General features: G+C 74.8%; 19 protein-coding genes. 7 read left to right on the plus strand and 12 right to left on the minus strand.

All coding sequences use genetic code 11. The features are described 5' to 3' along the window. Positions 1-7 precede the first annotated feature (7 nt). Complete coding sequence (locus KGD83_RS20380; protein WP_212640700.1) at positions 8-622, plus strand: TetR/AcrR family transcriptional regulator; 615 nt, start codon at positions 8-10, stop codon at positions 620-622. Next, positions 619-1,908: a glycosyltransferase gene (locus KGD83_RS20385; RefSeq protein WP_212640701.1), complete on the plus strand. Its 1,290-nt coding sequence runs from the start codon at positions 619-621 to the stop codon at positions 1,906-1,908. Before KGD83_RS20380 ends, KGD83_RS20385 begins: the two co-directional genes overlap by 4 nt. 177 nt (positions 1,909-2,085) lie before the next feature. On the opposite strand, the gene KGD83_RS20390 is transcribed toward KGD83_RS20385, so the two are convergent. From KGD83_RS20390 to KGD83_RS20430, 9 genes are all read right to left on the minus strand, one after another. Next, positions 2,086-3,231 carry an L-talarate/galactarate dehydratase gene (locus tag KGD83_RS20390; protein WP_212640702.1) on the minus strand — a complete coding sequence of 382 codons (1,146 nt, stop codon included), beginning with the start codon at positions 3,229-3,231 and terminating at the stop codon, positions 2,086-2,088. Between the two features lie 212 nt (positions 3,232-3,443). Then, positions 3,444-4,757, minus strand: a complete 1,314-nt coding sequence (locus tag KGD83_RS20395) for an ABC transporter substrate-binding protein (RefSeq protein ID WP_212640703.1) — start codon at positions 4,755-4,757, stop codon at positions 3,444-3,446. A 713-nt stretch (positions 4,758-5,470) separates the two neighbouring features. Further along, complete coding sequence (locus tag KGD83_RS20400) at positions 5,471-6,757, minus strand: MFS transporter (protein ID WP_249351973.1); 1,287 nt, start codon at positions 6,755-6,757, stop codon at positions 5,471-5,473. An 83-nt stretch (positions 6,758-6,840) separates the two neighbouring features. Further along, positions 6,841-7,659: an ATP-binding cassette domain-containing protein gene (locus tag KGD83_RS20405; protein ID WP_212640705.1), complete on the minus strand. Its 819-nt coding sequence runs from the start codon at positions 7,657-7,659 to the stop codon at positions 6,841-6,843. Then, positions 7,656-8,693 carry an ABC transporter ATP-binding protein gene (locus KGD83_RS20410; RefSeq protein WP_212640706.1) on the minus strand — a complete coding sequence of 346 codons (1,038 nt, stop codon included), beginning with the start codon at positions 8,691-8,693 and terminating at the stop codon, positions 7,656-7,658. The genes KGD83_RS20405 and KGD83_RS20410 overlap by 4 nt, the downstream gene beginning before the upstream one ends. A gap of 151 nt (positions 8,694-8,844) precedes the next feature. Then, positions 8,845-10,746: an ABC transporter permease subunit gene (locus KGD83_RS20415; RefSeq protein ID WP_212640707.1), complete on the minus strand. Its 1,902-nt coding sequence runs from the start codon at positions 10,744-10,746 to the stop codon at positions 8,845-8,847. After that, a complete protein-coding gene (locus tag KGD83_RS20420; RefSeq protein WP_212640708.1) occupies positions 10,746-12,236 on the minus strand; it encodes an ABC transporter substrate-binding protein in 1,491 nt (496 codons plus the stop codon). Before KGD83_RS20420 ends, KGD83_RS20415 begins: the two co-directional genes overlap by 1 nt. 522 nt (positions 12,237-12,758) lie before the next feature. Next, positions 12,759-13,004 carry a hypothetical protein gene (locus KGD83_RS20425; protein WP_249351974.1) on the minus strand — a complete coding sequence of 82 codons (246 nt, stop codon included), beginning with the start codon at positions 13,002-13,004 and terminating at the stop codon, positions 12,759-12,761. 685 nt (positions 13,005-13,689) lie between these two features. Beyond that, on the minus strand, positions 13,690-14,085 hold the full coding sequence (locus tag KGD83_RS20430; RefSeq protein ID WP_212640709.1) for a Fur family transcriptional regulator: 396 nt from the start codon (positions 14,083-14,085) through the stop codon (positions 13,690-13,692). 305 nt (positions 14,086-14,390) lie between these two features. On the opposite strand from KGD83_RS20430, the gene KGD83_RS20435 reads away from it, so the two are divergent. Continuing rightward, positions 14,391-14,819, plus strand: coding sequence for a hypothetical protein (locus KGD83_RS20435; protein WP_212644646.1), 429 nt, complete (start codon positions 14,391-14,393; stop codon positions 14,817-14,819). A 60-nt stretch (positions 14,820-14,879) separates the two neighbouring features. Here the strand turns inward: KGD83_RS20435 and KGD83_RS20440 are convergent, their stop codons facing one another. After that, entirely contained in the window at positions 14,880-15,716 is an 837-nt protein-coding gene (locus KGD83_RS20440) for a TetR/AcrR family transcriptional regulator (RefSeq protein WP_249351975.1), read from the minus strand. Between the two features lie 99 nt (positions 15,717-15,815). Between KGD83_RS20440 and KGD83_RS20445 the strand changes: the two genes are divergently transcribed. Together KGD83_RS20445 and KGD83_RS20450 are read left to right on the plus strand one after the other, a co-directional pair. Next, on the plus strand, positions 15,816-18,098 hold the full coding sequence (locus tag KGD83_RS20445; protein WP_212640710.1) for a glycoside hydrolase family 3 C-terminal domain-containing protein: 2,283 nt from the start codon (positions 15,816-15,818) through the stop codon (positions 18,096-18,098). A 120-nt stretch (positions 18,099-18,218) separates the two neighbouring features. Continuing rightward, positions 18,219-18,788, plus strand: coding sequence for an alpha/beta hydrolase (locus KGD83_RS20450; RefSeq protein WP_249351976.1), 570 nt, complete (start codon positions 18,219-18,221; stop codon positions 18,786-18,788). On the opposite strand, the gene KGD83_RS20455 is transcribed toward KGD83_RS20450, so the two are convergent. Continuing rightward, positions 18,772-19,926, minus strand: coding sequence for an RNA-guided endonuclease InsQ/TnpB family protein (locus KGD83_RS20455; RefSeq protein ID WP_212640711.1), 1,155 nt, complete (start codon positions 19,924-19,926; stop codon positions 18,772-18,774). The genes KGD83_RS20450 and KGD83_RS20455 overlap by 17 nt on opposite strands. A 330-nt stretch (positions 19,927-20,256) precedes the next feature. Between KGD83_RS20455 and KGD83_RS20460 the strand changes: the two genes are divergently transcribed. Continuing rightward, positions 20,257-20,727: a hypothetical protein gene (locus KGD83_RS20460; protein WP_212640712.1), complete on the plus strand. Its 471-nt coding sequence runs from the start codon at positions 20,257-20,259 to the stop codon at positions 20,725-20,727. A gap of 69 nt (positions 20,728-20,796) precedes the next feature. Here KGD83_RS20460 and KGD83_RS20465 read toward each other — a convergent pair whose 3' ends face one another. Continuing rightward, on the minus strand, positions 20,797-21,576 hold the full coding sequence (locus tag KGD83_RS20465) for an alpha/beta hydrolase (protein ID WP_212640713.1): 780 nt from the start codon (positions 21,574-21,576) through the stop codon (positions 20,797-20,799). A 115-nt stretch (positions 21,577-21,691) separates the two neighbouring features. Between KGD83_RS20465 and KGD83_RS20470 the strand changes: the two genes are divergently transcribed. Further along, the gene (locus KGD83_RS20470) at positions 21,692-22,201 is read left to right on the plus strand and encodes a TspO/MBR family protein (RefSeq protein WP_212640714.1); all 510 of its coding nucleotides are present in this window, start codon (positions 21,692-21,694) and stop codon (positions 22,199-22,201) included. Positions 22,202-22,368: the final 167 nt, after the last annotated feature.

Genomic DNA, 22,368 nt, shown 5'->3' on the forward strand with positions numbered 1-22,368 from the left:
AACCACCGTGCCACCCGCGTTCTCCGCACGGGAGAAGGAACGCATCACCAACCTGCTGCTGGAGTCCGGACGCGCCCTGTTCACCACCCGGGGGCTGCGCAAGACCTCCCTGGAGGAGTTGGTCGCGCCCGCCGGTATCGCCAAGAGCAGCTTCTACGCCTTCTTCGACTCCAAGGAGGCCCTCTACCTGGAGCTGATGCTGCGCCAGATGGCCGAGGTCAGGAAGCGCGTCATCGACGATGCCCTGACCAGCACGGACGACACCCGGGAAGGGCTGCGGCGGTTCCTGCGCGCCAGCCTGGACGAGTTGGCCGACAACCCCCTGTACGGGCGGCTCGTGACACACCCCGAGGAGATGGACGCGGTCGCGCGCAGGGTGGCTACGTCCCGTGGCGCCTCCTCCCCCGACAACCCCGCCGCCGCGCTGGGCGCGTTCGTGGACGCCCGGCGCGGGACGGGCGAACTGGTGGACGCCCATCCGGCCGCCATCGTCGGCGTCCTCCAGGCCGTCCTGCTCCTCCCGGTGAACGCCGACCGACTGGCCGCGCCGGAGCACTACCACCAGACCCTCGATCTGCTGATCGACATCGTCGCGCGGGGTCTCACCCCCCGGAAGGAATGACCGGCGTGCACGCACTCCTGCTCACCCACGGCACCCGCGGAGACGTCCAGCCCTTCCTGGCCCTGGCCAGGGCCCTGGACTCGGCCGGACACACCGCTGTGGTCGCGGGCCCCGCCTCGGCCGCCGCGCTGGCCGCCGCGCACGGTGTCGCCTACCACCCGGTGGACGACGGCCCCAACAGCCTCATGGGCGATCCCGAGCTGGACGGTGTGATGGACACCGGACTACGGGGGCCGCGCGGCGCCGTGCACGCCGCCGCCCTCCTGCGCAGGATCACCCCGCTCATGCGCAGGGTCCACGACGACATGGCCGCGCTCGCCGACGAGGACGCGGACGTGGTCGTGCACATCCCCGGCATGCCGGGAGGGCACCTCGCCGAGCGCCTGGGCGCGCCCTCCGTCACGGTGGCCCTACAGCCCTCCTGGGTGCCCACCCGCGCCTTCCCCGCCCCCGGCGTGCCCTGGCCGGGGTGGATGCCCGCGGCCCTCAATCCGCTGACCTACCGGCTGGCCGCCCTCGCCCTGCGCGGACAGCGGACGGTGGCCGAGGAGTTCCGGGACGCACTGGGCCTGCCCCGGAGAGCCGGGCGCCACGACCCGCTGCGCCAGGCGGACGGCAGCCCGTCCACGGTGCTCCAGGCGTTCAGCCGCCATCTGCTCCCGCCACAGGCGCACTATCCGCCCCGGGTGAGCACCACCGGCTTCTGGTTCCCGCCGCCGGACACGGAGTGGCGGCCCTCCCCGGAGCTGGAGGCGTTCCTGAACGCCGGGAGGCCGCCGGTGTTCGTCGGGTTCAGCAGCCTGCCCACCGCCGACCCCGCGGCCACCGGGCGCGTGGTGGGCGAGGCCGTGCGCCGCGCGGGGGTGCGCGCGGTCGTCGCCTCGGGCCGGGGCGGCATCACCGCCGAGACCGGTGGCGGCGACGTGCTGGTCATCGACGGTGCCCCGCACGAGCGGCTGTTCCCCCGGTGCGCGGCGGTCGTGCACCACGGCGGCGCCGGGACCACCGGCGCCGCACTCGCCTCGGGCAGACCGCAGGTCGGGTTCCCCTTCTGGGGCGACCAGCCGTTCTGGGCGCAACGGGCCCACGAGGCCGGGGCCGCCGTCGCCCCGTTGCGGGGCCAGCGCCTGACCGCGGACTCCCTGGCCTCGGCCCTGGTCGGCGCGGTCGGCGATCCAGCCCTCGCGGAACGGGCGCGCGTCCTGGGCGAACGAGTGCGCGCCGAGGACGGCGCGGGCAGGGCCGTGCGGCTGCTGGAGGAGGTCGTCCGGAGCGGGAACTCCTGAGCCGGGCCCACGGGGCCCGCGTTCCCCACCGCCCTCGACCCCGGCGGCTCCGCGCCCGGCTCCGCCGTGCGGCGGGATCGGAACCGGGTCACCCGCGCGGGTTCCGGCACGGACGCCGCCGTGTCCCGGACCGGCACTCGCGGGCCGGGGCCTCCCCCGGCCCGGACACCGCCGCGGTCAGGACTTGACCCGGTGGGTGTCGACAGTCCACGCGCGCGCCTGGTCGCTCGGGGTCACCCCCAGGCCGGGCCGGTCGGAGAGGTGCATGCGCCCGCCCGAGATCTCCAGGTGCTCGTTGAAGAGGGGGTCGAGCCACTCGAAGTGCTCCACCCACGGCTCGTGCCGGTAGGCGGCGGCCAGGTGGATGTGGACCTCCATCGCGAAGTGCGGGGCCAGCTGGAGGTGGCGCCGGTCGGCCATCGCCATGACCTGGAGGAACTGCGTGATGCCGCCGATCCGGGGCGCGTCGGGCTGGATGATGTCCGCGCCCCCGTGCCGGATCAGCTCGGCGTGCTCGGCGACGCTGGTGAGCATCTCCCCGGTGGCGATGGGGGTGTCGAACGTCGCGGCCAGGCGTCCGTGGCCCTCGAAGTCGTAGGCGTCCAGCGGCTCCTCGATCCAGACCAGCCCGAACTCCTCGAAGGCCCGGCACATGCGCTGGGCGTCGGCGCGCGACCACTGCTGGTTGGCGTCCACCATCAGCGGCACGCCGTCGCCCAGGTGTTCGCGCACCGCCGCGACCCGGGCCAGGTCCGTGGCGCTGTCGGGGTGGCCGACCTTGAGCTTGATGCCGCCGATGCCGTCGGCCACCGCCGCGGCCGACCTCTCCATGACCTCCTCGACGGGGGCGTGGAGGAAGCCGCCCGAGGTGTTGTAGCAGCGCACCGAGTCGCGGTAGCTGCCGAGGAGCTTGGCCAGCGGCAGGCCCGCCCGCTTGGCCTTGAGGTCCCACAGGGCGATGTCGAAGGGCGCGATCGCCTGGGTGGCCAGCCCGCTGCGGCCCACCGAGGCGCCCGCCCAGACGAGCTTGTCCCAGATCTTGCCCGTGTCGCTGGGGTCCTCCCCCAGCAGGACGGAGGCCACCTCCCGGGCGTGGGCGAACTGCCCAGGGCCGCCCGCGCGCTTGGAGTAGCCGAACCCGAGGCCCTCGTGACCGGCCTCGGTCGTGATCTCGGCGAAGAGCATCGCGACCTCGGTCATCGGCCGCTGGCGCCCGGTGAGGACCTTGGCGTCGCTGATGGGCGTGTCCAGGGGAAGGGTGACCGAGGAGATCGTGACGCTGGTGATGCGGTCCTGCGTGGCCGCTCCGGCGTGCGGGGTCATTGAAAGTCCTTTTCTCGTGCTCGTGTGCGGCCGTGCACGTGTGCGTGCGTGTGTGTGCGTGTGCGTGCGTGTACGGCGATGACGGGCCTCCGCCGTGGCGGAGCCGCGCCCGCGACCGTGTTCGTGCGCGCGGGCGCGGGCGGTGGACCCGTGAGCGCCTCGGGCGGCCTCCGGCGCGGCGCCCGCCCGCGCCGGAGGCCCCGCCGAACGGCTCAGGAGGTCTCGATGGCCGCCTCGACCTCGGTCATGAACTGCTCGGCGGCCTCGGCCGGGGTGAGGTCGCCGAAGGCGAGCCCGTCGCTGACGCGGCTGCTGATGTCCACGACCTGACCGGCGCCGATCGGCGCGGGCGGGTTGCCGTCCACGATCGTGCCCTCGATCTCGCCCATGAACTCGGCCATCCGGGCGTCGGACTCGGGCAGGTCGTCGAGGATGGACTCGCGGACCTCGGTGTTGGCGGGCAGGCCCAGGTCGGCCAGGAGCAGCTCGGACGCCGCCGGGTCGTTGAGCATGTAGTCGACGAAGCGGGCCGCCTCCTCCGGGTGCTCGGAACCCGCGGAGATCGAGTAGAACATGGCCGGCTTGAAGAACAGGCCGGTCCGGTCGAACTCGGTCTCCCCGGGGTAGCGCAGGAGCTGGATCTCGCGCCCGGAGGCCTCGACCACGTTGCCGAGCTGGTTGCTCCAGAAGTGCGCCATGGCGCCCTCTCCGGTGGCCACGACCGACTGGTCGATGCCGCCCGCCTGGATCTCCACGCTCCGGGCCGCGCTGGGCTGGCCGCCGTTCTCCAGCAGGTCCTGGGTGATCTCGTACCAGGCCTCCAGGGTCTCCTGGGAGAAGCCGAGGCCGCCGTCCTCGTTGTAGAGCGCCTCACCGTGCTGGCGGGCGAAGACCTGGAAACCGGCCTCGTTGTAGCTCATGCTCTGGGCGCCGGCGAACTCACCGCCGCTGCCCTCGCTGATCTGCCCGGCGATCTCGACGTAGTCCGCCCAGGTCCAGGTGTCGTCGTCGGGCATCTCCACCCCGGCGGCGGCGAAGGCCTCGGGGTCGGCGTGGACGGAGTAGGCGTTGACGCCGCTGGCCGCGCCGAAGGTCCGCCCGTCCAGCTGGCCGCTCTCGGCGACCAGCGGGTCGATGAGCGACAGGTCCAGGCCCTCGGCCTCTCCCAGGTCGAGCAGGGCGCCGCGGTCGGCGTACTCGCGCAGGTAGCGCTCCTCCTGCATGAGGACGTCCGGGGAGTCGTTGGCCGCGGTGGTGGTGGCCAGGCGGTCCCAGTAGGCGGACCAGTCGGTGGTCTCCGCCGTGATCCGGATGTCGGGGTTGTCCGCCTCGAAGTTCTCGATGACCTGGAGCATGGTGGCCTGGCGCTCGTTGGAGCCCCACCAGGAGAAGCGCAGCTCGACGGTGCCGTCGTCGGAGCCCGAGCAGGCGGAGGCGAGCAGGACCGTCGCCGCGGCCGCGGCGGTCGCGGACAGGGCGGTGCCGCGGCGGCCGTGTCGGCGCACTCGGCCCGGGGGTACGCGCATGGTGGTGTTTCCCTTCGGCTTCCGGCTCGCGCCGGTGACGGCTGGGGCTTCGGCTGGGGTGGCCGCGTCCGGCCGTACGGGGGGACGCGGCCACGGACGTGTGCGTGGGAACACAGGGGAGAAACGGCCCGAAGTGGGATGGTAAGCGCTATCCAAGGACTATGATGGTGATTTTTTAGCACCGTGTTCACATGGGTGTCAATGGTTCACATCCATGGACCACCTGGTGGACCACCCCGCCGCATCGGCGCCCCCTCCGCCCGCACCCGGCACCGCACAGGTCCGCCGCCGCATGCCCGCCGCGTCCCCCCACGGGCCCGCCGCGCGCCCCCGGCTCCGCGCCACGCGCCCGCCACCACGCGTGTTCTCGCTGCCAACAGCGCTTTCGGCGCCCACGGCGGCGCTGGCGACACGGTCGCCGGAAGGGGGCGACGCGCACTGCCGAGTCCGCATGCCACTGGGCGCAGGACCCGGCCGGACACCATGCACCGCCGAGCGCCGCGCACCACGCGCACCACGCGCACCATACGCACCAGGACGGCCCCTCACCCCCCGCCCTTGCCTTCAATATGGAAAGCGCTTACCCTCCCCTGGTGTGCAGCGAAAGTCCGTGGGGCGACCCCCCGTGGACCCGTGTGCGACATGAGGCAGCGCCGACGGGCGCCCTCGTCCGGAGCGCCCGTCGGCACGGCGGACCGGGGGCCGTGCCCCGTTCAGGGGCGGCCCCGGCCGGGCGCCAGCACAGCTCCGGCGAGGGGCACCAGGGCGAGCAGGAGCCAGGGCAGCGGTCCGCCCAGGTCCAGCAGCGCCCCCGCGGGCACGCTGCCCAGGAGCACCACCAGCCCCGACAGCGAGGACAGCGCGCCCGTGAACAGGCCCAGGTGGCGGTCCTCCACCAGGTCGGGGATCCAGGCCCGCACCGTGGGCACGATGAGCACCTGGCCCAGGGTCAGCGCGGTGACGAACACCGCGGAGGGCACGAGCCCGCCCAGCGCGCCGACCGGCATCGACGCGGCGGCCCCGGCGAAGCCCAGGCAGATCAGCACCAGCCCCCACACCAGCGTCGCGCGCCGCGTCAGACGGGCGGAGGCCCAGCGCAGCATCGGCACCTGCGTGGCGATGTAGAGCAGCGACGCCCACGCCAGCAGCCAGCCCAGCGCCGTCTGGGAGCCGGTCGCCCGCTCCACCTCCGCTGGCAGGGCCAGGTAGAGCTGGTTGTAGGCCAGCAGGTAGCCGCTGTAGGCCAGGCTCAGCGCCAGGAACCGGCGGTTGCCCAGCAGCAGCCGCAGCCCCTCCCGCAGGCGCGGCGTTCCCCGGTCGGCCGACGCGGGCGCGCCCGGCGCGGTGCGGGGCATCAGCCGCAGGTGCCCGGCCAGCACGGCGGTGAAGACAGCGGCCCCGGCCAGGCAGGCGGCGCGGAAGCCGCCGAGCAGCAGCAGGGCGCCCAGCGGCGGTCCGACGAGGGTTCCCGCCTGCCCCGCGACGGAGAACAGGGCGAGCATCCGTGTGCGGGGTTCACCGGTCCTCCGCTCGTGCCGCACGGCCTGGCGCACGATCTCGGTCTCCACGGCCGGGGAGAACAGCGCGGCGGCGAAACCGATGAGCAGGACCGAGGCGATGACCGAAGCGGTGCCCTGCGCGAAGCCGAGCCAGCAGAACCCGGCCACGCGCAGCGCGCAGCCCGCCAGCACCACCGGGCGCGCGCCGAACCGGTCGGTGAGCGTGCCGCCCACCACGAACAGGCCCTGCTGGCTGAAGGTGCGCAGGCCCAGCACGAGGCCGACCAGCCACCCGGCCAGGCCCAGGGCGCCGCCGAGGTGGTCGGCGAGGTAGGGCAGGACCGCGAAGAAGCCGACGTTGAACGCGAACTGCGAGCCGACCAGCAGCAGGGGCAGCGCGGGCAGGCCGCACACGCCGCGCAGCGCCGCGGCCCCGCGCGCGGTGGTCCGGGACAGGACGTTCCCGCTCCCGGCCCCGCTCCCGGTTCCGGCCCTGCTCACGTTCCCGATCCCGTCCCTGTCCCCGCTCTTCCCGTGCCCGCTTCCGCTCCCGTGTCCGTTCCCGCGGGGCTGCCGTGCCGGGCTCACGGGGCGCTCGGCAGCGACCGGTCCCCGGAGACCCCGGGCCGGGCCGGGACGGCCTCCACCAGTTCGCGGGTGTAGGGGTCGGCGGGGTCGGAGCAGACCCGGTGGGCGGGGCCGGTCTCCACCAGCCGCCCCGCGCGCATGACCGCCGCGCGGTGCGCGACGTGCCCGACGAGCGCCAGGTCGTGGCAGATGAACAGGTAGCCCAGGCCCAGTTCGTCCTGGAGGCCGGTGAGCAGGTTGAGCACCCCGGCGCGCACCGAGGAGTCCAGGGCCGACACCGGTTCGTCCAGGACCAGCAGGCGCGGCTCGCAGGCCAGCGCCCGCGCGATCCCCACGCGCTGGCACTGCCCGCCGGAGAGCTCGTGCGGCAGCCGGTCGCCGTGGGCGGGGTCCAGTCCGACCTTCTCCAGGAGTCCGGCCACCCGGTCGGGGCCGGTCGCGCGATCCCAGCGGCCGTGGATGCGCAGGGGTTCGGCGACGGCGTCCCGCACGCGCAGGCGCGGGCTGAGCGAACCGTAGGGGTCCTGGAACACGGGCTGGATCGCGGGGCGCAGGGCGCGCAGCTCCCCCTCCGCCATGGCGGTCAGATCCCGGCCCCCGAAGAGCACCGTTCCGCCCTGGGGGCGGCGCAGCCCGATCACGGCCGCGGCGGTGCTGGACTTGCCGCACCCCGACTCCCCGACCAGGGCGAGCGTCTCCCCCGCGCCGATGTCGAAGGAGACGCCGTCGACGGCCGTCACCGGGTCGGCCCGCCGGGTGCGGCCCGGGTAGCGCACCACCAGGTCGCGCACGCTCAGCAGCGGTGGGGTGGTCATGTCGTCCCTTCCCGTGGTGTGTGCGCGGTGTCCGTGAACAGGGAGGAAGCCGGGTCGGGCAGGTCCTGCCAGCGGTGGCACGAGACCAGCCTGCCCGACTCCCCGGCTACCGCGGGTGAGGGCTCCTCGGCGTGGCACCGGTTCTCCGCCAGCGGACAGCGGGGCGCGAAGGCGCAGCCGCCGGGCAGCGCCTCCGGCGAGGGGGGCGTCCCGGCGATGGCGGGCAGGCGGCGGTCCCCGGCCCCGGGCCGGGGCAGCGCGGCGACCAGACCGGCGGTGTAGGGGGCGCGCGGCCGGGTCAGGACCGGTCCCACCGGGCCCGACTCGACGTGGCGCCCGGCGTAGACGACCACCACCCGGTCGGCGTAGCCGCCGACGACGCCCAGGTCGTGGGTGACCAGGACGACCGCGGTGCCGGTCCGCTCCCGCAGCCCGCACAGCAGTTCCAGCGTCCGGGCCTGCATCCTGGGGTCGAGGGCGGTCGTGGGCTCGTCGGCGAACACCAGGGCGGGCTCGTTGACCGTGGCCATCGCGATGACCGCCCGCTGGCGCATGCCGCCGGAGAACTCGTGCGGGTAGGCGTGCGCGCGCCGGGCGGCGTCGGGGATGCCGACCCGGTCCAGGGCGGCCACCGCCCGCTCCCACGCCGCGGCCCGGCTCATCCGCTGCACGGAGCGCAGGGCGCGCACGAGCTGGACGCCCACGGTGTGCACGGGGCTGAGCACGGCCAGCGCGTCCTGGGGCACCAGGGACATCCGGCGCCCGCGCAGGGGCCGCAGGACGGCGGGCGGGGCGCCGACCAGCTCCCGTCCGTCCAGGCGGACGCTTCCGGTGACCGAGGCGCCGTGGGGCGCCATCCCCAGGACGGCGCGGGCGGTGACCGACTTCCCCGCCCCGGACTCCCCCACGAGCGCGAGCACCTCGCCGGGGCGCACGTCGAAGGAGAGCCCGCGCACGGCGGGGACCCCTCCCCCTCGCCGCCCGGGCAGGGTGACCCGCAGGTCGCGGACCGACAGCAGGGCCTCGTCGCTCATCTGCGTCCTTCCGGGGAGGGTTCGGCCTTCGGGCCGGAGCGGGGAACCGGGCACCGTGGAGCGGGGCGGCGGAGGCGGCCGCGCGCCCGGGACGGGCGCCCGCCCGCCGCGCCCGCGCGGCCCCCGGGCGGGTGTCCGCCTTCCTCGCGGGTCACGTCAGGGCTCCTCGGGGTGTCGCGGTCCCGGCCGGACGGGAACCCCGGCGCCGCGGGGGCGTCCACGAGCCCTGGGGAAGCGTGGACGAGGAGACGGCGAACGCGGCCAGCAGCAGGAGCATGGCGGCCGGGGCCAGCGCCGCCAGGGGCGCGCGCTCCACGTAGGCCAGGGACTCCGACAGGCTCAGCCCCCACTCCGCCGAGGGGGGCTGCGAGCCCAGGCCGAGGAAGCCGAGCGAGGCGATGGCCAGCGCGATGCCCGGCAGGCGCAGCACGGCGTGGCGGGCCACCGGCCCCAGGACCGCGGGCAGGACGTGCCGGACCAGGATCCAGCGGGGACCGGCGCCCAGGGCCCGCTGCGCGGTCAGGTAGGCGGCCGCGCGCGTCTCCTGGACCAGCGCGGAGGTGTGCGCGGCCAGCGGGGGCCAGGAGACCAGGGCCACGGCCACGGCGGCGCCGAGGGGTCCGGGCCCGGCGATGGCGGCCACCAGGATTCCGGCGATCACCGGGGGCAGGGCGTTGGCCATCTCCGAGGCGCCCGCCGACAGCGCGGGAACGAACCCGATCAGCAGGGCCGCGGCCAGGCTGGCCAGGCACACCAGCGCCGCCGTGCCGACCGTGGCCAGGGCGCCGTGCCCGAGCCGGGCCAGGACGTCGCGGCCGACCGCGTCGGTGCCCAGGGGGCGGTCCCAGGAGGGGGCGGCGAGGCGTTCTGCGACCTGGACGGTCATGGCGTCGCGGGTCAGGCCCCACAGGCACACCGCCAGGATCAGCGCCGCGCACGCCGCGGGCACCGCGCGGCGCACGGCTCCGGCGGGTGCGGTGGGCGGCGGGGGCAGGGTCAGGGCCGCGTCGTGCAGGCCGGGGCCCAGCAGGAGGCGGCGGGCGGCCTGGGCGGCGATCCCGGCCGCGGTGCCGAGCAGCACCAGGACGAGCACGGAGCCCTGGAGCAGCGGCAGGTCCTGGGACTGGGCGGCGCCCAGGGCGGTGCGGCCGATCCCGGGGACGGCGAAGACCGTCTCCACCGCGACGGCGCCGCCGGTCAGGCCGACGACGACCATGGCGAACTGGGGGATGAGGGCGGGGGTGGCCCGGCGCAGGGCCGCGGCGGCCACGGCGGCCGGGGAGCAGCCCGAGGCCGTCCACAGCCCCACCCAGCGCTCGGTGAGGACGGCGGGCAACGCGTCGTCGAGCAGCCGTCCCAGCAGTCCGCCCGCGGGCAGGCCCAGCGCCAGCGCCGGGAGCACGAGGTTCACCGGCCCCCGCCAGCCGTAGGGCGGCAGCCAACCGAGCCACACCGAGAGCGCGACCATGAGCAGGACGGCGACGAGGAACTCGGGCAGGGCCGTGAGCACCGCTGCGGCGGCCCCGCTGCCCGACCCGCCCGGGCGCAGGGTGCCGCGCGCCCCGCGCACCAGCGTGGGGGCGCACAGCACGGCCGCGACGAGCAGTGCGACGGCGAGCGCGGCGCCCATGACCGTCAGGGACACCCCCATGGCCGAGACGACCGAGGGCAGCACGGGCGCGTCGGAGACCCAGGAGCGGCCGAGGTCGCCTTGGAGGACGCCGCCGAACCAGCGGGCGAGGGTCACCGCGGGGCCGTCGGCCAGGCCGAGGTCCTCGCGGATGGCGTCGAGCACCTCGGGCGTGGGTGCCTGCTCGGCCGAGCGGGCGCGCAGCACCGACAGGGCGGGGTCGCGTCCGGACAGCCATGGCAGGAGTCCGACGACGACCGTGAGCAGGACCAGCGCGGCGACGCGGGAGACCAGGGGCAGGAGCCACCCGGCCCCGCGGGCGCCGGTGGGGCCGGGGGCGGCCGCGCGTCCGGGGGGCTCGGGGCGGCCGGGTGGCGCGGCGTGACCGGGGGCGCCGGTGCGGTCGGGAGCGGCGGCGGCCATCAGTTCAGCCGGGTCCGCGGGGTGACGAGCAGGCGCTCGCGCGGGTCCTTGGCCGAGTCCGCGACGTTGGCGGCGTCGCCCTGGATGACGCGTTCGTGCAGCATGGGGATGGCGGCGTCGGTGGCCAGCACGGCCGCCTCGGCCTCCAGGATCGCGGCGCGCCGCTCGTCGCCCGCGGGGGTGCGCTCGGCCTCCTCCAGCGCCGCGTCCACGTCCTCGTCGCAGAGCTGGGCGATGTTGAAGGAGCCCCCGCAGGAGAAGTCGCTCGTCATGTAGGCGGCGGGGTCGCCGGAGTCCAGGACGGTCGCCCGGGAGAGGATGAACGCGTCGAACTCGCCGTCGAGGGCGTCCTCCTCGATGTTGGCGTACTCGCGCACGACCTGTTCGACCTCGAACCCGGCGTCCTCCAACTGCTGCTCCAGGACGGTGGCCACCTCGGGCAGCTCGGCGCGGTCGGTGAAGGTGGCCAGGGTGATGGCGGCGCCGTCGGGGTCGGCGGCCTCGGTGGAGTCCCTGCGCTCGGGGCGGTCGGCGGCCCAGGGCAGCGCGGGGCCCAGCAGGCCCTCGGCCGCGTCCGCGCGATTCTCGTAGACGCCTTCCACCAGCTCCTGGCGGTCGAGGGCATCGCGTGCGGCGGCGCGCAGGGCCGGGTCGGTGAAGGGCCCGGCCTGCGTGTTGAGGTGGAGGGTGTTGGTGCGCGGCATGGGCACCTCGGTGATGAGTCCGGGGTCCAGCAGGGCCGCCTGGGAGGTGGGCACGGCCTCGACGATGTCGGCCTCGCCGGTGCGCAGGGCGGCGGCGCGCGCGGTGCCGTCGGGCACGAAGCTGACGTCGATGCCCGGGGCCAGGGCCGCTTCGCCCCAGTAGCCGTCGTAGCGGTCCAGGCGGGCGGAGGTGGTGCCGTTGACCTCGACCAGTTCGAAGGGGCCCGAGCCGGTGCCGACCGGGTTGACCGTGCCGCCCTCGTAGGCGCTCCCGGCCAGGATCGACAGCTGCGGCGAGGACAGGCGCTGGGGGACGAGCGGGTCCGCCTCGGCGGTGGTGACGGTGACGGTGTCGCCCTCGGCCTCGATCCCGAGTTCGACGCCGTCGAGGATGCGCGGCTTGGGAGAGGCCTGCGCGGCGTACTCCAGGGAGTGGGCGGCCGCGTCGGCGGTCAGCTCGGTGCCGTCGTGGAAGTTCACTCCGTGGCGGATGGTGAAGGTCCAGGTGGTGTCGTCGACCTGGGTCCACTCGGTGGCCAGGCCGGGCTGGGGGTCGCCGACCTCGTCCAGGACGACGAGGGTCTCGGCGGTGCTCCAGCGGGAGAGCTTGAAGGCGTCGTCGGTGAGCGGTGACAGGGCCGACCTGGGCGGCTGCATCATCGCCACCGCGATGCGCCCCTCCCCGCCGGAGGCCGCGGCGTCGCCGCCGGAGGGGAAGCAGGCGGTGAGCAGGAGGGCGGAGGCGGCGGCCAGGCAGGCGGCGGGAGGGATCTTGCGCAGGTGCACGGCGGTTCTTCCGGGTCGGGGGCGGGGAGGCCGCCGCGGCGCGCGGACGCCTCGGCGGACCAGAACAGCATATGACAACCGTTTTCATTATTGACCCCCCGTACCCCGCCCAACAGGGACGAAGCGTGACGGAGGGGGCGCGCCGGGCCACCGCGCTGGGGAGCGCGGAAACCCGGCGTGGAAGGGGATACCCGTTTTGTCCTGAGGACTCGGCAGCCGGGACCGCGGGCGGGTCGGCGGCGCGCGGGCGGCCCACGCCACGCACCGCAGTGGGGTCGGCCGCTCCCCCGCGCGCCGCCCCGCTCCGGTCCGGGCAGTCGGCCGCTCGGGACGCCTTCCTCCGCCGCAGGTGGTCGCGCCGCCGGCCCCGGCCGGGCTCTTGGACCTGCCGCCCCTGTGGCTGGTCCCGGTCGCGGGCCGCGCCGGGTCCGCCCTGTACACGGTGCGCACGGCCAGGCGTCTCCCGCTGCGGACGGACGCGGCACGATGACGGGACCGACCGGACCGTCCGCCCGCTCCGGGTCAGGAGGGTTCGGCGGTCAGCCTCCAGCCCCGGGCCCGCTGGCGCGCACGGACGAACTCGGCGTGGCGCCCTCCCGAGGCGAGGAGCTCGGCCGGGGTTCCGGCCTCCGCGACGCGTCCGGCGTCGGGGAAGACCACCCGGTCCGCGGCGGCCGCGGTGCCGGGCCGGCCCGCGATGACGAGCACCGCGCACTCCCGCGCGAGGGAGACGGCGGTCGCGGTGCCCGGCTCCAGGACCGGGTCCACACCGCGCAGGGCCTCCTCGCCCGCCCCGCTCCCCTCGGCGCCGTCCTGGGCCGGACAGGCGAAGCGCGCCGCAGGGCTCGCCGCACGGACAGCCGCATGTCGTTGTCGGCCAGGTGCCAGACCAGGGTGGAGGCGGTGCCAGCGGCCGGGGCGGCGACCGCTCCGGCCAGCGCGACCGCGACCAGCGTCCACACCAGGGCGGTGTCGGTGGGCCCGTCGGCCAGCAGCGCCGCCGCGGCCTCGCGGCCGGTCCCGGGCAGGCGCCGCACGGACGGGCCGGACTCCTCGTCGAGGCGCTCGACGCCGAAGGCCTCCCGGTCGTACTCGTCGGCGACGTGGCCGTGCGCGGCGTCCGGGCCGTTCGGCGCCGCGCGTGCAGCGGGTGTGCCGGTGGCCCCGTGCCGGTGGCCGGCGGGGTCGGAGGACCCGGTCCCCGGCGAGTGGTCGTCGATGGCGGAAATGGCGTCCTCCGGGTTCTGCGGCGTGGCCGGGGATGCTGACCCAGGTGCCGGGGGGCACCCCCGCCGCCGGGACGATCGCGTGGTCCCGTGCGACGGGGGTGCGGCTCAGGCGGTCGTGCGCGGGCCCGCCCGCCGGAACGGTGCGGACGCCCGGGCGCGGACCGGGGCGCGGGGACGGGGACGGGGAGCACGTGTCCGGAGGGCACGGGCCCGAAGAGCGCTGCCTAGGTGCAGCCCGGACACACGCCCGACAGCTCGAAGGAGTAGTCCAGGGAGCCGTAACCGCTGTCCTCGCGGATGCGTTCGACGACACCCCCCAGCTCGTCCGCCTGCGCGATGTCCTCCACCCGCCCGCAGACCCGGCACAGCAGGTGGTGGTGCCGGGAGGAGGTCCTGCACAGCCGGTAGAGGCGCTCTCCCCCGGGAGAGTGGAGGGTGTCGAGGACGCCCTCCTCCGCCAGACGGTGGAGCGTGCGGTAGACGGTGGACAGGCTGGGCGGTCTGCGGGCGCGGGAGCGCCCTCCGGAGAGGGCGAGGTGGATCTCCTGGCAGCTGCGGAAGCGCGTGCTCCGCCCCAGGACCTTGATGACGACGTCGTCGTACTGGGACACCCGGGGCATCTCAGTCCGCCGTCCGGTCGGTCCCCAGGGTGAGCGGCGTGCCCGCCGCCCCCGGCGCTCGGCGCCGTCGCCTGCCTCCAGACACGTCACGGGCCTCCGGTCATGTGACACAGACTGAATGGAAATGATTTTCATAACCGTATCACGGTCACCCCCGTATCACCTCAAAAACTCCCGAACCGCACCGGAATCCGCTCGCCGAGGTCTACGAGCAAGCGGCGGCCGCCCACGCAGGACCCGAACGTCGGCGCACGGCCCTACGCTCGACCCCGCACACTCACCTCGCCCGCCGCGGAGGCAGGACCATGGGCGTCTCGCTCCACTACAGCGCCACGCGCGCCACCCCCCTGGACGCGCACGAGCACGCCCCGGCCGCCGGGGCGCTCGCCGGGGGCGAGCGGGCGCCCGTGGAGGAGGCCGCCGCGCTGCTGCCCCGGTGGCACGCCGCGGGCGAGGTGCCCGAGACGCACGGGCGGCGCGAGGAGGTGTTCGGGGGACTCTTCCCGTACGACGGCCGCCACCTGTCGGAGGGAGAGGTGCTGGCGGGCTCCGGTAAGCCGCCGCACCACTCCTGCGGCGCCGAACCGCTCCTGTGCCGGCTGCGGCACTACCTGGGGGCGCTCACCCGGCTGCGCCGGGCCCCGCCGAACGCGCGCTGGAGCGTGCGGGTCGAGGACGCCGAGGTCCCCTGGACCGGGGAGGGCGGTTACTCCCTGGGCGGCGCGTCCGCCTGAGACCGCCGCGCCCCGCCCCCCCGGTGGCGGACTCCCCGACCCGAACGGAACGGGCCCGGCTCACCCCCGGGCGCTGGAGTCCCCGGGGGCCGGGCCGTCAGGGGCCGCACCCCCGGAAACGGGCCCCTCCCGCGCGGGGTCCGGCCCGGCGGACCGCAGGCCGACGAGGCCGAGGAAGTGGGCCATGTGGTCGGCCATGTCCACGCCGGAGTCGTAGGACCACTGCGCCTGGAGACCGTCCATGAGGGCCACGGCCAGCACCGCCAGGCGGTCGGCGTCCTGCTCGGCGGAGAACCGCCCCTGCGCCTGGAGGCGCCGGATCTCCTCCGCGATGATCCCGCGGGCCGTTGCGTAGCGCTCCCGGAAGAAGCCGTGGGCGGGGTGCCCATCCTCGGCGGCCTCCGCGGACAGGCGCGAGTACAGCTGCACGAGGCCGGGCACCTCGGCGTTGTGCCGGACCAGCCGTACCAGCGAACCGGCGATGTCGGGGCGCTCGTCGGCGGCCTCAGCACGCTCGCCGACGGCCCCGGTTGGCCCGTCGTCGGCGCCGGAGTCCGGGCTGACGGCTCCGGTGTCCCGGCCGGGAGCACCGGGGCGCTGGCCGTCAGGGAGTCGGTCAGCGGCGTCGGCGCCCCGGCCGACGCCGCTGGAGCGTTGCCGCGCACCCTCCCCGTAGGCCAGCCGGTCGAGTTCGTCGCGGTGGCGCAGCACCTCGACGAAGAGACGTTCCTTGCTCCCGAAGTGGTGCAGCAGGCCGTTCTGGCTGAGTCCGACCGCGTCGGCGATCTCGCGCACCGTCGCGCGGCTGTACCCGTCGCGCCCGATGACGGTGAGCGCCGCGTCGAGGATCTCCCCGCGCTTGGCCACGCCCTTCGCGTAGGAGCCTCGTCGTGCCATGGCGCGACTGTAGCACTTGCCGCGCGAAAACCGCATGACGTACTGTTTTCGCACGGAGGCGCCACCGACCCGCGCTTCCCCGGACAGGAGCGAGCAGCCATGACCCACGACCCGAATCCCGGCCTCAGCGGGCTCACACCGGCGGAGAGGGCCTCGCTGAGCAGCGGCGCCGACTTCTGGACGACCAAGGCCGTGGGGGACGTCCCCTCGCTCGTGCTCACCGACGGGCCGCACGGCGTGCGCCGACAGGCCGGCGCCACCGACCACCTGGGCCTGTCCGAGAGCCTGCCCGCGACCTGCTTCCCGCCCGCCGTCGGCCTGTCCCAGAGCTGGGACCCCGACCTGGTCGCACGGGTGGGCGCGGCCCTGGGCGCCGAGGCCGGGGCGCTGGGCGTGGACGTGCTCCTGGGCCCGGGGATCAACATCAAGCGCGACCCGCGCGGCGGGCGCAACTTCGAGTACTTCTCCGAGGACCCGATCCTCACCGGCGTCCTGGGCGGCGCCTGGGTGAGCGGCCTCCAGGGCACCGGTGTGGGCGCCTCGCTCAAGCACTTCGCCGCCAACAACGCCGAGCACGACCGGATGCGCTCCAGCTCCGACGTCGACCCGCGCACGCTGCGCGAGATCTACCTGCGCGCCTTCCAGAAGGTCGTGCGCACGTCCGCCCCGTGGACCGTGATGTGCTCCTACAACCGAATCAACGGCGTCTACGCCTCCGAGAACCACTGGCTGCTCACCACGGTGCTGCGCCAGGAGTGGGGCTTCGACGGCGTGGTCGTGAGCGACTGGGGCGCGGTGCAGGACCGGCCCGCCGCGGTCGCCGCAGGGCTGGACCTGGAGATGCCCGGTGACGGCGGCGCGAGCGACGCGCGGCTCCTCGCGGCCGTGGAGGGCGGGGCGTGCTCGGCGCAGGACGTGGACACGGCCGCCTCCCGCGTAGCCGCACTGGCCGCCAGGGCGCGCGGCTCCCGCCGGGACCGCGCGGCGGACACCGAACGCACCCTGGAGGTCGGCGCGCGTGAGGTCGGGGCCCACCACGCCCTCGCCCGCGAGGTGGCCGCGAGGTGCGTCGTCCTGCTCAAGAACGACGGCGCGCTCCTGCCGCTCGCGCCGGGCGGGTCCGTCGCGGTGATCGGCGGCTTCGCCCGGAACCCCCGCTACCAGGGCGGCGGCAGCTCCCACGTGAACCCCACGCGCGTGGACGTCCCGCTGGAGGAGATCCGCGACCTGGCCGGTTCCGGCGCGGTCACCTTCGCCGCCGGATACGCCGCCGACGCGCGGGGCGGCACGGAGCCGGGCGACGCCACGGAACTGCGCGAGGAAGCCGTGCGCGCCGCGACCGACGCGGACACCGCCGTGGTCTTCCTGGGCCTGGCCGAGCACCAGGAATCCGAGGGCTTCGACCGGGAGCACATCGAACTCCCCGCCGAACAGCTCGACCTGCTCGCGGCCGTCGTGCGGGCGCAGCCCCGCACGGTCGTGGTGCTCTCCCACGGCGGCGTGCTGCGGCTCGCCCCGGTCGCCGACCTGGCCCCCGCCGTCCTGGACGGGGCCCTCCTGGGCCAGGCGGGCGGCGGCGCGGTCGCCGACGTGCTGTTCGGCCGGGTCAACCCGTCCGGACGGCTCGGCGAGACGGTGCCGGTCCGGTTGCAGGACACCCCCGCCTACCTCAACTTCCCCGGGGAGAACTCCGCGGTGCTCTACGGCGAGGGCCTGTACGTGGGCTACCGCTGGTACGACGCCCGCGACATGGAGGTGGCCTTCCCCTTCGGGCACGGCCTGTCGTACACGAGCTTCGCCTACTCCGGCCTCGAACTGGAGCAGGACGGCACCGGAATCACCGCGCGCCTGACCGTGACCAACACCGGGGACCGGACCGGGCGCGAGGTCGTGCAGTTCTACGTCGCCAAGCCCGGCTCGTCCGTGTCGCGGGCGCCGCGTGAGCTGAAGGGCTTCACGGGCGTGACCCTGGAGCCCGGCCGCAGCGAGCGCGTCAGCGTCCTGCTCCCGCGCGAGGACCTGGCGTACTGGGAGGTGCGGGCCGACCGCTGGGTGGTCGAGGACGGCGAGTACGTGGTGTCGGCGGGCGCTTCGAGCCGCGACCTGCGGGCCGCGGCGGCGATCGCCGTCGAGGGAGACGCGCTGCGCCTGCCGGTGACGCTCGACTCCACGCTGGGCGAGGTCATGGACGACCCCCGGGCGGCGGCCCTCATAGCCCAGGCCTTCACACCTCCGGCGGCGGCCGAGGGCTCCGACAACGCCATGGGGATGGACATGGCGCGGATGATGGCCTCGATCCCGATCCGCCGCCTGGCGAGCTTCGGCCCGACGGGGCTGGACGAGCTCGAAGCGCTCGTGGCGAGGATCAACGCCGAGGACTGAGCGGAACGCCTGCCCGGGCGGCCCTTTCCCGTCGCCCGGGCGGTCCTTTCTCCGCCCTGCCCCGCCCCCGCCCGCGCCGGGCCCTGTACCGGCGCGGGCGGGGGCGGGGATACCGGGGCGGTGTTCGAGGGCTTCACCTCCCGGTACGTCCCGCTCGGCGACGCGACCGTCTTCGTGCGCCACGGCGGCCGGGGCCCGGCCGTGCTGCTGCTGCACGGCCACCCCCGCACCTCGGCGACCTGGCACCGCGTCGCGCCCCTCCTGGTCGAACGGGGATTCACCGTGGTCTGCGCCGACCCGCGGGGCTACGGGCGCTCACGCGGCCCCGCGCCCTCGCCGGACCACGCCAACCACTCCAAACGCGCGGTCGCCGCGGACATGGCGGCGGTGATGCGCCTGCTGGGCCACGACCGGTTCGCGCTCGTCGGCCACGACCGGGGCGGCTACGTGGCCCTGCGGTTGACCCTGGACCACCCCGAACTGGTCTCCCGGGTGGCGCTCATCGACTGCCTGCCCGTCAGCGAGCACCTGTCGCGGTTGACTTCCTCTCCCTCGTCAACGAGGGAGATTCCGACCGGGCCTCGCGGCCCGGTGGCACTGCGCGCCTCGCGGCCGCAGCTGGTTCCTGATTCACCGACATGGCATCCCAGAGGTCTTCGCAGGCTGGCACGGTTCACCCCGAAGGGCTAGTCCATCCGCGCGTGAGAATGTTCTGGGCCGCGTTCACGTCCGCATGAGCTGTGTGCCCGCACCTGCCGCAGCAAAAGACCGATTGGCTCTCTCTGCTCTCCGCCGCGACATATCCGCACGGATGACAGGTCTGGGACGTGTACGCGGGATCGACCTCCACGATCCGACTCCCGGTGCGCCGAGCCGCGTTCTGACAGGCCAGCGTGAGGCCGTGCCATCCCTTGGCCAGGATCGCCCGGTTCAACCCCGCCGTCTGACGAACGTTGACACCCGGCGCGTGGGTGGTGCCTTGGGCCGAGGCGGTCATGTTCTTGGTCTTGAGCTTCTCCAGCACCACGACCGCGTTCTCGGCACACACCACGTGCGCGGTCCGGGCGGCGAAATCGGCGCGCCGAGCCCGCACCCGCCCGGTCAACGCGGACAGGGCGGCCCTGGTTCTGGCCCGGTTGTTCGACCCCCGGCGTTGGCGGGACAGGCGGCGGAGCAGGCGGCGTTCGCGCTCGGCCTCCTTCGGGGTCTGGAACACCTGGTCGAGCAGGTCGCCGTCAGAGGTGGCCACCGCCACACCCCGGTCGATGCCCACCGTGCTGCCGGGGCGCTCATGCGCCTGCGGTGTGGTCTGACCGTCCTCGCACAGCAGCGACATATACCAGTGGGCCCCGTCCCACGAGATGGTCGCGGAGCGGACCGTGCCCCGGGGCGCGCGTGACCAGCGGAAGCGCGCCCATCCCAGCTTGGGCAGCTTGATGCGCCCCCATTTGCGGCTCAGGCGTTGAATGCTCATCCGCCCGCCGTCGGGGAAGCGGAAGGAGGGCTTCCACCGGTCCTTGGCACGCCACCGCACCTTGAACGTGCCGTGCTCCCGGCAGGCCCGGTCCGGGTCGCGCAGGGTCTGCTGGAGGATGTGGGAGGGGGCGGCCTTCAGCCAGGTCTCCTCGGTCTTGGCCTCGGCGAGCTCTCGGGCTTGGAGGTGGTAGCCGCAGTAGGGCAGGCGTTGGCGGCGCTGCCAACGGGACACGGCCTCACGGCGCTGGTGCAGGCCGGTGTTCCACACCGCCCGACAGATATCGCCATAGACCTGACACGACTCGGCCTGCTCGTCAGTGAGCGCGAGCCGGTACCGAAATCCCGTCAACATGATGAGAAAACACCTCCCCTCGAACCAGCACACACCGTAGTCGGGCCCTACGACATTGTGGTGAGGGCGGCGGGCGGTGCGCGACCCCGGGTGATCCCTCCCCGCCCGCGGTCTCCCCTCCCCGGGGTCAGCTCGGGTGGAGGGCCCCGGCGCCCCCGGAATCCGCGTGATTAGCGACCGACGGTAGGAACCCGACACGGAGCCCTGTCGTTGCACCTCCGTAGTACTCCTCCGAGTTTTTCGACGAAAACGCTGGGAATGCGTTCGGGAAGTAGCCGATGACTGGGTAGAGGGCTGGAGATGTGCCGAAGCAGACAGCCGGAGGTTGAGATGACGCAGGGTATCGGCGACCCCGGACCGATCGTGCGCGCGCTGACCGCTCTGGGACTCCCTCCCGTGTTCGATCCCATGCACCGCAGCGGCGGCGCGCACGAGGAGGACGTGCCCGCGCTCGCGCAGAGCCTGATCGCCGCGGCGGAGATCCAGGCCGGTCCGGATTCGGTGCGCCCCGCCGAGGGAGCGCCGAACGCGTGGGCCCACGCGGTACAGGACCGGGAGATGGGCCAGGCCCTGCTGTACCGCAGGATGGAGCGGACCGTCAGCGACTGGCAGTGGGCCACCGACCCGGACCCCTCACGGCCGGGTGCCGCGGCCGAGGCGGCGATGTGCGCGGCGCACGCGCTCATCGCGGTGCACTCGGCTCCGGACGGACACCACGTCCAGGCCGCGCTGGAGGAGGCGGAGGACGCCCTGTTGGCCGCCGTGGTGCTGGTGCGCGGCTCCCGCTCCGCCGCCGCGTGAGACGGGGTATCCCCTCGTGCCAGGAGTCCGTACCGCCTCGGGGGTACGGGCTCCTGGCACGTGCGGGGCCTACCGGTCCAGGAAGCCGCCCGTCACCTCGGCGAGGCGGCGGTGGGCCTCTGCGTCGCCGATGTCGGCGGGCAGGTCCCCCGACTGGTCCCCGTAGGCGCCGAACTGGGCGTGGTTCATCCCCTGGACCTGGTGCGTGTGGGCGTCGGACGGCAGGTTCGGGCGGTTCTCCTCGACCGTCGCCGGATCGGACAGGCCGTCGCGGCTGCCCGAGACCGAGATGACGGCGAGGTCCTCGCGTGCGGCCAGGCCCGCGCCCTCCGTGGCGTAGGAGCCCCACAGGACCAGTCCGACGACCGTGTCGTCCGTGCGCCCGCCGAGGTGGGAGGCGGCCATCGCGCCGCCCAGCGAGTGCCCGCCCACGTACCACGCGTCGACTCCGTCGCCGTGGTCGGCGATGGCCCGGTCGGCCCGGTCGGTGTCGAACACCGCGAAGTTCAGCGGCATCCTCGGGATGACCACCCGCACGGCGGTGTCGGCGGCGACCAGCGCCCAGGGCGCGGCGTAGGCCTCGGGTGCGACGCGCGCGCCCGGGTAGAAGACGACTCCGGCCTCGGGCGGGGCGTGGGTGGAGCTGACGACCACGGCGTCGTCGGTCACGTCCACCTCGACGCCGGGGGTGGCGACGGCCTCGCGCAGCGCCCTCGGTTCCGCCTGGTACGGGTTGAGAGCCCAGACCGCGAAGCCGCCGGCCGCGAGGACGAGCAGGAGCGTCAGGGCGAGCGCGGCGATCCCCAGCGCCCTCGCGGAGCGGCCGCGTTTCCGGTTCCTTTTCTTCACGCTTTCCAAGATACTTGTTTAATGAGGAAAGAACGGAGGTAGCGGTACAGGCACACGGTCGCGGACCGGGCACCCGCACCGATCAGAAGCCGACCGCCGACACCGGGGAGAAGCCATGACCGCCGCAACCGCCTCGCACACCCCCTCCACCCGCGCGTCCCTGCTGGGCCTGGTCGGCTTCGCCGCCGCCGTCACCGCCGCCGCGCTCGTCGGGGTGCTCTCCAGCACCAGCACCGCCGCGGAGTACGCCGCCCTGCGCCAGCCCTCGTGGGCCCCGCCCTCCTGGGTGTTCGGCCCGGTGTGGACCACGCTGTACGCCATGATCGCCGTGTCGGGCTGGCTGGTCTGGCGCCGCCACGGCTGGCGCGGCGCCCGCACCGAGCTGACGCTCTACTTCGTCCAGCTCGCGCTGAACGCGGCGTGGACGCCGCTGTTCTTCGCCGCCGGTCTGCGCGGGGCGGCCCTGGTGGACATCTGCCTGCTGGTGGTGGCGCTGACGGCGACCATCGTGCTGTTCGCCCGCAGGTCCCGTTGGGCTGCGGTCCTGCTGGCGCCCTACTGGGCGTGGACGGTGTTCGCGACCGCGCTCAACCTCTCCGTCTGGTGGCTCAACACGGGCGGCTGAGGGCCCATACGCCGCGGACGCCCTCCGTGGAGAGTTTCGGTCGGGAAATAAGACCCTTTGTGGCCCCGGGCAGATCACCCGATTCGGGACCCGGCCCCGCACCGGACTCCAGAGGACGTTCCCGCAGTTCACACACTCCTTTCACCACGTTCACCCGGATTCGTCGC

This window comes from Nocardiopsis akebiae (genome assembly GCF_018316795.1).
Taxonomy (GTDB): Bacteria; Actinomycetota; Actinomycetes; order Streptosporangiales; family Streptosporangiaceae; genus Nocardiopsis; species Nocardiopsis dassonvillei.